The organism is Vibrio cyclitrophicus, from assembly GCF_024347435.1.
In the GTDB taxonomy this organism is placed as follows: domain Bacteria; phylum Pseudomonadota; class Gammaproteobacteria; order Enterobacterales; family Vibrionaceae; genus Vibrio; species Vibrio cyclitrophicus.
Window position 1 is genome coordinate 1516535 of record NZ_AP025480.1, and the last position, 11987, is coordinate 1528521.

Here is an 11987-nt window from a genome sequence, read left to right on the forward strand (position 1 = left end):
ATGTAAATTGAACTAATTGTCACAGTCTATAATCATAAATCTGTGACTTTTTATTTTTGAACAAGGGAATGACAATGGAAAAACGAGTTAAAAACGCGAATTTAGGACAAGATCAAAGACCTATCCCTCAGGAAGCTTTTGATTGGTATGACGAATATGCTCATGGGGTAATCGACAGAAGAGAATTTATGCGTAGGCTTGGTGGCCTTGCTGTACTTGGTTTTACTATGTCCACATTAACCAGTGCTTTGATTCCTAATTACACACTCGCCGAGCAAGTTTCATTTAACGATCCTTCTATAACGGCGAGCTACGCTCAGTTTTCGTCTCCCAAGGGGCATGGAGAGTGCCAAGGTTATTTGGTTGTACCTAAAGATCTTCAAGGTACGGCTCCCGTTGTTCTTGTGGTGCATGAGAACAGAGGTCTAAACCCGTACATCAAAGATGTTGCGAGGCGCTTAGCTGCGCAAGGTTTCATTGCGTTTGCACCTGACGCTTTATTCCCTATCGGTGGTTACCCAGGAAACGATGATGAAGGGAGAAGCATGCAGAAAGGAATGGACAAGTCTAAGCTTGAAGAGGACTTCATAGCAGCTGCGCTGTTCTTGAAAGATCATGAACTCAGCAATGGGAAACTTGGTGCGGTTGGCTTCTGTTATGGTGGTTATGTGGTAAACATGCTTGCTGCTACGATACCTGAAAAGCTCAATGCTGGAGTGCCTTTCTATGGTACACCTGCGGCTGATGAAATTCGCGAAAGAGTGAAAGGCCCGCTGATGCTTCAGTTTGCTGAGTTAGACAAGAGAGTAAACAGTACATGGCCGGATTATGAGAAACGTCTAAAACTGAATGAAGTTGATTACACCGCTTACGTTTACGAAGGTGTGAACCATGGCTTTCATAACGATTCGACAGGGCGTTATGCCGAACAAGAGGCCGAACTGGCTTGGAGTCGTAGCTTAACATTCTTTAAGGAGCATCTAAGCGTTTAGAAGCATGTGAGCTTGATGAATTGAAGCGACATACAAATGATATAGATAACTCACGAGTTGTTAGTTAGAAGGTCGTGCATCAAAAAAGCCCTAACAGGACAAATGTCTGTTAGGGCTTTTTAGTAACGTGAGATTATGCTTCTACGGGTTTAGCTTTAAATTTTTGAAATAACTTGAGGAGTATAGGGCTGCTTAACACGAGCACCGCTAAAATAGTGAAAGTCATTGTAATTGGACGTTCCCACAAGAAGCTTAACTCGCCATCGCTGATCATCAACGCACGTCTTAAGTTCTCTTCCATCAAGCCTCCTAAAATAAACCCAAGCAGTAATGGTGCGAGAGGGAAGTTTGCTAACCTCAGTGCTATAGCAGCTATCGCGACGATTAACATCACAAACACATCCATCGTGTTGAACGACACCAAATAGACACCTGTGATAGAGAAGAACAGTATCATTGGTAATAGCACCGTTCTTGGTACAGCAAGCAGTTTAGATATGTAAGGGATAAGCGGTAGATTCAAAATAACCAGTACAATGTTGCCAAAGTACATTGAGATAATTACAGACCAAAATACATCTGGGTGCTCAACGAATAATCGAGGTCCCGGTTGAATACCGTAAGCGATTAGGGCACCAAGCATGATTGCGGTAGTACCAGAGCCGGGAATACCAAGCGTCAGTAGCGGAACGAATGAACCACTTGAAGCTGCGTTGTTTGCTGATTCAGGAGCAACAAGACCACGGATACTGCCTTTACCAAATTCTTTCTGTTTGTCTTTCGGTGCCAAGCTTCGCTCCATACCGTAACTCAAGAAAGCGGCAATGGTTGCGCCAGCACCGGGTAAAACACCAGTAAAGAAACCTAGGATCGAAGAGCGAATCGAAACGGGGGCGACTTCTTTAAACTCTTCTTTGGTCACTTTCATACTGCCAATATCGGCCATTTTCTGGCTTTCTTCGCCGCTAGTGTCTTTTTCTGGTTTTAAAATACCCATTAAAGTCTCACCTAGAGCAAACGTTGCCATTGCCAATAGTAAAAAGCTAAAGCCATCCATTAGATCGGTTAAGCCAAAAGTAAATCGCTCAACACCAACGCCTTTATCGATTCCAACGGTGGAAAGCATTAAGCCTAGGATAGTCATCATCCACGCCTTCACCACTTGACCAGGGCCTGCAAATGCGGCTACGGCTGATAAACCTAGTAGCATTAGTGCGAAGTAGTCAGAAGACTGAAAGCTCAATGACACGCTTGCGAGTGCTGGCGCTGCAATCAACAGCATAATGGCTGAGAGCGTGCCACCAGTGAAAGAAGAGTAAGCCGCGAGTGCGAGTGCTTTACCCGCTTGTCCTTTCTGCGCCATTGGGTAGCCATCGAACGCGGTGACGACCGTTGAAGAACAACCTGGAGCATTGATTAAGATTGATGACGTAGATCCACCAAAAACCGCGCCGTAATACACACCAGCCATTAAGATGAGGCCAGAAGAAGGGTCTAAGCCGTATGTAATAGGGATCATCAACGCAATGGCTGAAATTGGTCCTAATCCCGGAAGCATCCCGATAAAGGTACCGACGAAGCAACCCACGATGACCATCATGATGTTCATTGGCATCACAGCGGTCGAAAGCCCTTGTAAAATTCCATCTAACATAATGTTATCCCTACCAAAGAGTGAAGATTAAACCAGGCTCTAGGTAGATATCTAAGCCTTGAGTTAATAGAAGAAAGAACGCGATAACGAAAGGAAACGACGCGCCAAATAAAACAGCTTTACGGCGTTCACCCAATAAGTAAAAGCCAGCAAGCAAGAAGAAGCTCGTTGCCAGAACAAAGCCAAGGTAAGTAAGACCAACACCGTACAGTGCCATCAATACTAAAAAGCCAATCAGTAGTTTCCAATCAAAGTCAGAAATAGCTCCGCTGTCTTTGTCTACTTGTCCGGTGACAAGCAATACTAACGATAAACCAATACCTGCAATGGTTAGTAATGTTGGTAATGTGCGAGCCGTAAAGGGTTCGTACTCGTCGCCAGGGAAAAGGGGAATGAGTGTGGTTTGATAGCCGTAGCAAAGGCACACGAGTAAAAAAATCATTGCCCCGACGCGATCGCGACATAGCAAGTATTCTTTACTTAAAAATTTGGTTGGTAGGTCCGACATATCCAACTCCGTTTAGGGTGGTATAGAAAAGTAAAAAACCGTACATGAGCGAGTTAATGAATAATGTCTGGGATCACTAACCTAAGGTAAGCGGATTACAATGCTTAATGTTCAAGCCACTTGCGTCTACAACGATTCGACAAGTTTTAGTAATTCGATACGGATAAACAAAGGAGTTTGAAGTTAACTCATGTACGGCGAAACAAGAGAATAGTGAAGAGGGTATGGGTAAGATGCCCTCTCTAGTATTGGTTATTTCAAGAAACCAAGCTCACGCATGAGGTCGCCCATTTGCTTTTCTTGATCTTCTAGGAAGGCGTAGAAGTCTTTGTCAGCTTTGTAGTTGTCAATCCAACCATTACGGTCACGGACCACCTGCCATTCGTCGGTCTTGTACATCTTGCCAAGCGCTACATTCCATTCATCAATCTTTGCTTGGCTCGTGCCTGGAGCTGCAAAGAAACCACGCCAGTTAGCAAATACGGTTTCGTTGCCATATTCCGTGAGCGTCGGGATGTTTGGTGCAGCATCAAGTCGTTTTGGTGCCGTGACTGCAAGCACTTTAACTTGACCCGATTTAGACATCTCTAGCACTTCACCAAGGCCTGTCGAAAGCAGCTGTGTTTCGCCAGATAGTAGAGCAGCCATCGCTTTACCTCCTGCATCATAGGCGATGTAACGTACTTTCTTAGCGTCGAAACCTTCGCCTTTAAACGCTGCAGCGACTACTAGGTGGTCCATACTGCCACGAGCTGAGCCGCCTGCAATTTTTACTTTACGGGGATTGGCTTCAAATTCTTTAACCACGTCTTCCCAGGAGTTGTATTTAGAATCCGCAGACGCCACGATTGCACCGTAGTCGGCAATGGTTGCAGCAACTGGCGTTAGATCTCGGAAAGATTGAGGGAAAATCCCGGTCAACGAGCGTACAACGATAGGAGTCGAGTTAACCATCAGTGTATCTTCCTGACGCTTAGCGGTCTCGATTAGATGAGCAATAGCTTTACCACCACCACCACCAGACAAGTTTTGGAAAGAGACATTTTCTACGATGTCTGATTTGACCAATACATTACCCGTACCACGAGCTGTCATATCCCAACCGCCACCAGCGCCGCCAGGGATTAGGAAGTGGATTTTCTCTACGTCAGCAGCAAAAGTGTTGAAAGAAAAGGTAGCTGCGATAATAGAAGCCGCAAGAGTAGGTTTCAGTGCCTTGAACATGGTTCACGTTCCTTATGTAGGGGATCTCTTCAATGGAGAGAAACTTATGTTTTATATATAGCTGCTAAACACGACTAGGACATTGCTTAGCAGGTAAGGTTAAAGTTAACGATGTGTTAATGAATTGTCTTTAATGCGGCGATATTGAGAATAAAGAACATTGGGTGAATAAAGTTCATAAAGTTTACGGGAGGGATTAATGTCACTATTCGCTGTGAGACATAAAAAGAAGGGCACATCAGCCGTCTTCTTTGTCTTTGTATGCGAGCGAGCAGGTGCCTATGCGGAAAATGAGCTGCGTTTGACTAGTTCGGCTGTAAGTTGTCGACACATCGTTTTTTAAATCATTTTGGAATAGGCAAGGGGTTGAAGGGTTCTTTTCTGATTGGATTCATAAGAAACAAATGTTTAAGTTATTTATTGTTCGTTTTTAGCAAGTTTTATTGTTTATAAAAAATACTACCTTAGTCTAAATTGTCGACAATCTACTTGATTGTAGACAATTTGATCGTGTATTTTATGTTCATGTTATGAAATTGTTGACAGTTAGGGTCGGCAATCAGAAGTGAGCAGCGTGAATATGAATACTGCGATAAAAGATCTCACCTTAAGTGCAAACACGAAAACTCGTGTGAGCGATAAAGAAAACACTAAGTCAGAAAATCTGACGGAATACCTCGTTGAGGCGATTGTGAACGGTGAATTAGCACCGGGCAGTAAGATCTCGGAGCCTGAACTGGCTAAACGCTTCGAGGTAAGTCGAGGTCCTTTGCGTGAAGCGATAATGCGGGTCGAAGGGCTTGGCCTGATCGAACGTATTCCTCATGTCGGAGCTCGAGTTATTACCTTTTCTGCAGAGAAACTGCTAGAGCTGTACGCGGTGAGAGAAGCATTGGAAGGTATGGCTGCGCGATTAGCAGCGAGGCACATCACACAAGATGAGTTGATTGGGCTTGAAGGCTTATTGTCGACACATTCTAAACATATCGATGAAGTCGAAGGTTCATCATACTTCCATCAACATGGCGACTTCGATTTCCATTACCGCATTATCAAAGCGAGTCGTAACAGCAAACTGATTTCGCTGTTGTGTGACGAGCTTTATCACCTATTACGAATGTACCGCTATCAATCGCCTAGGGCTCAGTCTCGACCAAAAGAGGCGCTCGATGAACACAAATACATCCTACAAGCGATTCGTAATCGAGATGAAGAGCTAGCAGAAATGCTAATGCGACGACACATCTCGGGCAGTCGATTGCTGATAGAACAACAAATTCAATCCAAAGATCTTGATTAAGCGACCATTGGAATCTGTCAGCGGATCAGTGCTGGCGATAACCAAAAGCCGTAAGTCTTAAAGGTTAGCTAGAAATAAACAATTAACAGGGAGCGTCATTATGAAGTTATCAGCAGGAGCAAAGTTCCGACAAGCTGTGCAAGACAACGACCCATTGCAGATCGTCGGTACGGTGAATCCGTATTGCGCGATGATGGCAAAGAACTTGGGGCATCAAGCTATTTACCTATCTGGTGGAGGCATCGCCAATGCGTCTTATGGTTTGCCTGATTTAGGTATCACCACATTGAACGATGTGTTGGTGGATGTTGAACGTATTACCAATGCGTGTGATTTGCCTTTGCTGGTGGATATCGATACGGGTTTTGGTGGCGCATTTAATATTGCACGTACCATTCGCGCTATGGAGAAGGCAGGCGCAGCTGCAATTCATATGGAAGATCAAGTGGCCCAGAAACGCTGTGGTCATCGACCAAATAAAGCGATTGTTAGCCAGCAAGAGATGGTCGATAGAGTCAAAGCGGCAACCGATGCTAGAACCGATGAGAGCTTTGTGATTATGGCGCGTACGGATGCATTGGCGGTTGAAGGTATTGATAGTGCGATTGAACGAGCGATTGCGTGTGTTGAAGCGGGCGCTGACATGATTTTCCCTGAGGCGATGAATCAGCTAGACCAATACGTGAAGTTCTCGGCGGCGTTGAAATCAGCAACGGGTAAGCACGTGCCTATTCTTGCGAACATCACTGAGTTTGGCCAAACGCCACTCTACAACTGTAACGAGTTGGCCCAATCAAGTGTCGACATGGTGCTTTATCCATTGAGTGCGTTCCGTGCGATGAACAAAGCGGCGGAGAATGTTTACAAGCACTTGTTAGTTGAAGGCAATCAAGAAGCTCTGTTGGATTCAATGCAAACCCGTAAAGAGCTTTACGAACACCTGAATTACCACGACTACGAAAACAAGCTTGATCAGTTGTTTTCAAGTGAAGGGTAAATCCCGTTTCAATTAATCCAAAATCAACTTAATCCAATAACGTGAAATGGTTAGTCGCCATATCCAGTACCGATGATAAAGATCATCGGACATATAAACAGGCAGCACCAAAGAGTGCAGGCGGCTAATACAGAAAAGGAGTTCATCATGTCTGTATCTTTGAGTGATAAAGCAGCTGTCGAAAAGGCTTCAACAGAAAACCAACAACAAAGCGAAAAACCCGAAAGCAAACCAGCAAGCGCACCTGCAATCGGTGGTGCTGGTCTACGTGGTCAGAGTGCGGGAACTACGGCGCTATGTACGGTAGGAAAATCAGGAACCGGCTTAACCTACCGTGGTTATGATATTACCGATCTTGCTAATCACGCTCAGTTCGAAGAAGTGGCGCACCTGCTACTAAGAGGTCACTTACCCAATGCCAAAGAGCTAGACGATTACAAAACATTGTTGGTTGGTCTACGCGGCTTACCTCAACCTTTGAAAGCAGCACTAGAGCTTATTCCTGCAGACGCTCACCCAATGGATGTGATGAGAACGGGTTGTTCAATGTTAGGTAATCTAGAGCAAGAGTCTGACTTCTCTGAGCAACTGTTCGCGACCGAACGAATGCTTGCGCTTTTCCCTGCGATTATTTGTTATTGGTATCGCTTTAGCCACGATGGCGTGCGCATTGATACTGAAGATCAAAGCGAAGTCTGTCTGGGTGGCTACTTCTTGAAAATGCTAACAGATAAAGCGCCGAGTGAACTGCATAAGCAGGTAATGCACTGTTCGCTAACGCTTTACGCAGAGCATGAGTTTAACGCATCTACTTTTGCTGCCCGTGTCTGTGCATCAACACTGTCAGATATTCATTCGTGCGTTACAGCAGCAATTGGCACACTAAGAGGTTCTTTACATGGCGGTGCGAATGAAGCGGCAATGGAAATGATCCAAGATTGGAAAACCGCCGATGAAGCAGAAACTAACATCATGCAGATGCTTGCTAACAAAGACAAAATCATGGGCTTCGGTCATGCCATTTATCGTGAAAGCGACCCACGAAATGCTCTAATCAAGCGTTGGTCAAAAGAGCTAGCTCAAGAGGTCGGTGATAAACAGCTTTACGCCGTTTCAGAGCGTGTTGAAGCGGTTATGAAGCGCGAGAAAGGCTTGTTCTGTAATGCTGACTTCTTCCATGCATCTGCCTATCACTTCATGGATATCCCTACCAAATTATTTACGCCTATCTTTGTGATGAGTCGCCTTACCGGTTGGACGGCGCATGTGTTCGAGCAAAGAGAAAACAATCGCATCATTCGTCCAAGTGCAGACTACACCGGGCCAGAGCATCAAGACTGGCTACCTATTCATCTACGTTAGCCCTCCATAACGAGCCGACTTATGTCTGAGGTGACTTCCGTCTTCATACGACAAGGCCTCAAGAAACAACGAATAGAATTTAACAGATAATGGTGGATGTATGTCTGATGTAAAACTTGAACAAGCTCAGTACCTTGATAAAAATCAGTACCGGAAACTTTTACCCGGAACTCATTTAGAGTATTTCGATGCTTGCGAAGCGGTAGAAGCGATATCTCCGGGCAGTTATAAAACCTTGCCTTATACGTCGAGAGTATTGGCAGAGCAATTAGTAAGACGCTGTGATCCTGAAATCCTTGAAGACAGCTTAAAACAGATCATTGAACGCAAGAGTGACCTTGATTTCCCTTGGTATCCTGCGCGTGTGGTGTGTCATGACATTCTTGGTCAAACAGCCCTAGTAGATTTGGCTGGATTAAGAGACGCGATTGCCGACCAAGGCGGAGACCCTGCCAAGGTGAACCCAGTGGTCGAAACTCAACTGATTGTTGATCACTCTTTGGCTGTGGAACATGCCGGGTTTGATAACGAAGCATTTGATAAAAACCGCGCGATTGAAGAGCGCAGAAACGAAGACCGTTTTCATTTTATTGAATGGTGTAAAACCGCGTTTAAAAACGTGAGTGTGATTCCTGCGGGTAATGGAATTATGCACCAGATTAACTTAGAGAAAATGTCTCCAGTGATTCAATCTAAAGAAGGAATCGCGTTTCCTGATACCTGTGTCGGCACCGACAGTCATACTCCTCATGTTGATGCTCTGGGTGTTATTGCAATAGGTGTAGGTGGTTTGGAAGCCGAGACTGTGATGCTCGGTCGTCCATCGATGATGCGCTTGCCTGATATCGTGGGCGTTAAACTGACGGGTCAACGACAAGAAGGGATAACCGCAACGGATATTGTGCTTGCGATTACAGAGTTTCTTCGTAATCAGAGAGTGGTTTCCAGTTATCTAGAGTTCTTCGGTGAAGGGGCTCGTGCACTGACCATTGGTGACCGCGCAACTATATCGAATATGACGCCAGAATACGGCGCGACAGCAGGTATGTTCTATATCGATGAACAGACCATACAATACCTAAAGCTGACAGGACGCGAGCCTGAACAGGTTGAGTTAGTTGAGCTATACGCTAAGCAAACTGGCTTATGGGCCGATGATTTAGATTCCGCTCAATACGAGCGTGTGCTTGAGTTTGATTTGTCTAAAGTTGAGCGCAACCTTGCAGGGCCATCCAATCCCCATCGCCGTTTACCAACCAGTGAACTTGCCAAACAAGGCATTAGCCAATCATCGTGGAAAGAACAACATTCGGCGAAATATAGCGATGAACAAATGCCCGATGGTGCTGTGATTATTGCTGCAATTACTTCTTGTACAAACACCAGTAATCCAAGAAACGTAGTCGCCGCAGCATTGGTGGCTAAGAAGGCCAATCAGCTTGGGTTAGTTCGTAAGCCATGGGTGAAAACCTCTTTTGCTCCGGGTTCTAAAGTTGCCAAGCTCTATCTTGAATCTGCAGGTTTGCTTCCTGAGTTGGAACAGCTTGGTTTTGGTATCGTGGGCTATGCGTGCACTACCTGTAACGGAATGAGCGGGGCCTTAGATCCTAAAATCCAACAAGAAATCACCGACCGCGACCTGTATTCAACCGCTGTGTTATCTGGGAATCGAAATTTCGATGGTCGAATTCATCCTTATGCTAAACAAGCGTTTTTAGCCTCACCGCCATTGGTGGTTGCTTACGCTTTAGCGGGTACGATTCGCTTTGATATCGAAAAAGACAGCCTAGGTACAGACAACAATGGTAAACCAATCTATCTAAGTGATTTGTGGCCAAGTGACGCAGAAATTGATGCGGTTGTCGGTGAGCATGTTAAGCCTCAGCAATTCCAACAAATCTACGTGAAAATGTTCCAGCCAGACGAAGAGCAGGTAACGACTGAACCGCTTTATGACTGGCGACCTCAAAGTACCTATATTCGCAGACCACCTTATTGGGAAGGAGCGCTTGCGGGAGAACGAAGCCTTTCAGGTATGAGACCGTTAGCGATTCTTGGCGACAACATCACCACGGATCATCTATCACCTTCAAATGCGATTCTCGCTTCGAGTGCGGCAGGTGAGTACTTGGCGAAAATGGAAGTGCCAGAAGAAGACTTTAACTCTTATGCGACTCATCGAGGTGATCACTTAACCGCGCAACGAGCGACGTTCGCCAACCCTAAGCTGTTTAATGAAATGGTGAAAGACGCTGGAGAAGTCGTGCAAGGTTCATTGGCACGAGTAGAACCCGAAGGGCTGGTTACTCGAATGTGGGAAGCGATAGAAACCTACATGAATCGCAAGCAACCTTTGATTGTCGTTGCTGGCGCAGACTATGGGCAAGGCTCTTCACGGGACTGGGCAGCCAAAGGTGTGCGTTTAGCGGGTGTTGAAGTGATTGTGGCTGAAGGATTTGAAAGAATTCACAGAACCAACTTGGTTGGCATGGGTGTATTGCCTCTGCAGTTCAAAGTAGGAACGAATCGCAATACCTTAGAACTGAACGGCACCGAGCTTTACGACGTGTACGGCGACATTGAAGCAGGTTCTGATTTGGCTCTAGTCATCACTCGTAAAAACGGTGAAAAGCTTGATGTTCCTGTGACCTGCCGACTAGACACCGCAGACGAAGTGAATGTTTACAGCGCTGGTGGAGTGTTGCAACGTTTCGCCAAAGACTTTCTTGCACAGTAGGAGCTTTATATGACAAACAAACAGATAAAAGTACCTGCTACCTATATGCGGGGTGGAACAAGCAAAGGTGTCTTTTTCAACTTAAGTGACTTACCTGAAGCTGCGCAAGTTGCCGGAGAAGCTCGAGACGCATTACTTCTGCGCGTGATTGGTAGTCCAGATCCTTATGGCAAACAAACCGATGGCATGGGTGGTGCAACATCCAGTACCAGTAAAACCGTTATTGTTTCGAAAAGCAGTAAAGCCGATCACGATGTTGATTACCTATTCGGCCAAGTAGCAATAGACAAGCCGTTCGTTGATTGGAGCGGTAACTGCGGCAATCTGTCTGCTGCAGTGGGCCCATTTGCTATCCATAGTGGCCTAGTCGACTCGAATCGTATTCCAGAAAACGGCGTGGTCGAGGTGCGAGTATGGCAAGTGAACATAGAGAAAACCATTATTGTTCATGTGCCTATCGCTGGTGGTGAAGTCCAAGAACTGGGTGATTTTGAGCTTGATGGTGTCACTTTCCCCGCTGCTGAGATCCAAGTCGATTTCCTAGAACCAGCCGATGCGAATGGCTCTATGTTCCCAACAGGGAATGTTGTCGATTTTTTAGATGTTCCAGATCTGGGTTGCATCAAAGCGACATACATTAATGCTGGGATACCCACCATTTTTGTTGATGCTGAATCGGTTGGTTACCAAGGCACTGAACTTCAATCAGATATCAATAGTGATACCAAAGCCTTGGCTCTGTTTGAATCCATACGAGCACATGGTGCAGTAGCGATGGGTCTTATTGATTCTTTAGAACAAGCTGAATCACGTCAACATACACCTAAAGTCGCGTTTGTTGCTAAGCCTCAAGCGTACCAAGCCTCCAGTGGTAAATCGGTTGCTGTCGAAGATACTGCCCTTCTGGTGCGTGCTTTGTCTATGGGACAACTGCATCACGCCATGATGGGTACGGCAGCGGTCGCCATTGCTTCAGCGGCGAGTGTGCCAGGTACGTTAGTGAACTTGGCAGTCGGTGAGGGTTCCCGAGATTTTGTGACCTTTGGTCATCCATCAGGAACCTTAAAAGTGGGTGCTAAAGCTATTCAGACGGAAAGCGGTTGGAAAATAGAACGGGCAATTATGAGTCGTAGTGCTCGAGTGATCATGGAAGGTGCCATTCGAGTGCCTTTTCCTAAGTAAAGCGATTGTCGTGAACGGTTAAATGTTCACG

The 11987-nt window shown here is 45.6% G+C and carries 9 protein-coding genes; 6 read left to right on the plus strand and 3 right to left on the minus strand.

What is annotated here, in order from left to right; translation table 11 throughout:
- Window positions 1-74: 74 nt before the first annotated feature.
- Window positions 75-992: a dienelactone hydrolase family protein gene (locus OCW38_RS06710; protein WP_261895524.1), complete on the plus strand. Its 918-nt coding sequence runs from the start codon at window positions 75-77 to the stop codon at window positions 990-992.
- A gap of 133 nt (window positions 993-1125) precedes the next feature.
- Here OCW38_RS06710 and OCW38_RS06715 read toward each other — a convergent pair whose 3' ends face one another.
- The 3 genes from OCW38_RS06715 to OCW38_RS06725 form a co-directional block, all read right to left on the minus strand.
- Window positions 1126-2646, minus strand: a complete 1521-nt coding sequence (locus OCW38_RS06715; protein WP_010438519.1) for a tripartite tricarboxylate transporter permease — start codon at window positions 2644-2646, stop codon at window positions 1126-1128.
- A 10-nt stretch (window positions 2647-2656) separates the two neighbouring features.
- Complete coding sequence (locus OCW38_RS06720; protein WP_010438521.1) at window positions 2657-3154, minus strand: tripartite tricarboxylate transporter TctB family protein; 498 nt, start codon at window positions 3152-3154, stop codon at window positions 2657-2659.
- A 252-nt stretch (window positions 3155-3406) separates the two neighbouring features.
- A complete protein-coding gene (locus OCW38_RS06725; protein ID WP_261895526.1) occupies window positions 3407-4378 on the minus strand; it encodes a tripartite tricarboxylate transporter substrate binding protein in 972 nt (323 codons plus the stop codon).
- Window positions 4379-4958: 580 nt separating this feature from the next.
- Between OCW38_RS06725 and OCW38_RS06730 the strand changes: the two genes are divergently transcribed.
- From OCW38_RS06730 to prpF, 5 genes are all read left to right on the plus strand, one after another.
- Window positions 4959-5678, plus strand: coding sequence for a GntR family transcriptional regulator (locus tag OCW38_RS06730; RefSeq protein ID WP_010438524.1), 720 nt, complete (start codon window positions 4959-4961; stop codon window positions 5676-5678).
- A gap of 100 nt (window positions 5679-5778) precedes the next feature.
- Complete coding sequence (prpB, locus tag OCW38_RS06735) at window positions 5779-6675, plus strand: methylisocitrate lyase (protein ID WP_009846616.1); 897 nt, start codon at window positions 5779-5781, stop codon at window positions 6673-6675.
- Between the two features lie 147 nt (window positions 6676-6822).
- A complete protein-coding gene (gene prpC / locus OCW38_RS06740; protein WP_016791893.1) occupies window positions 6823-8037 on the plus strand; it encodes a bifunctional 2-methylcitrate synthase/citrate synthase in 1215 nt (404 codons plus the stop codon).
- A gap of 100 nt (window positions 8038-8137) precedes the next feature.
- Window positions 8138-10774 carry a Fe/S-dependent 2-methylisocitrate dehydratase AcnD gene (acnD, locus tag OCW38_RS06745; protein WP_261895529.1) on the plus strand — a complete coding sequence of 879 codons (2637 nt, stop codon included), beginning with the start codon at window positions 8138-8140 and terminating at the stop codon, window positions 10772-10774.
- Window positions 10775-10783: 9 nt separating this feature from the next.
- Window positions 10784-11956, plus strand: a complete 1173-nt coding sequence (gene prpF / locus OCW38_RS06750) for a 2-methylaconitate cis-trans isomerase PrpF (RefSeq protein WP_261895531.1) — start codon at window positions 10784-10786, stop codon at window positions 11954-11956.
- Window positions 11957-11987: the final 31 nt, after the last annotated feature.

Excerpts from the sequence above, each read along its gene's own strand:
- OCW38_RS06725 (WP_261895526.1), bottom strand. The coding sequence starts at position 4,378 with ATGTTCAAGGCACTGAAACCTACTCTTGCGGCTTCTATTATCGCAGCT.
- OCW38_RS06715 (WP_010438519.1), bottom strand. The coding sequence starts at position 2,646 with ATGTTAGATGGAATTTTACAAGGGCTTTCGACCGCTGTGATGCCAATG.
- acnD (WP_261895529.1), top strand. The coding sequence starts at position 8,138 with ATGTCTGATGTAAAACTTGAACAAGCTCAGTACCTTGATAAAAATCAG.
- prpB (WP_009846616.1), top strand. The coding sequence starts at position 5,779 with ATGAAGTTATCAGCAGGAGCAAAGTTCCGACAAGCTGTGCAAGACAAC.
- OCW38_RS06720 (WP_010438521.1), bottom strand. The coding sequence starts at position 3,154 with ATGTCGGACCTACCAACCAAATTTTTAAGTAAAGAATACTTGCTATGT.
- OCW38_RS06710 (WP_261895524.1), top strand. The coding sequence starts at position 75 with ATGGAAAAACGAGTTAAAAACGCGAATTTAGGACAAGATCAAAGACCT.
- prpC (WP_016791893.1), top strand. The coding sequence starts at position 6,823 with ATGTCTGTATCTTTGAGTGATAAAGCAGCTGTCGAAAAGGCTTCAACA.
- OCW38_RS06730 (WP_010438524.1), top strand. The coding sequence starts at position 4,959 with ATGAATACTGCGATAAAAGATCTCACCTTAAGTGCAAACACGAAAACT.
- prpF (WP_261895531.1), top strand. The coding sequence starts at position 10,784 with ATGACAAACAAACAGATAAAAGTACCTGCTACCTATATGCGGGGTGGA.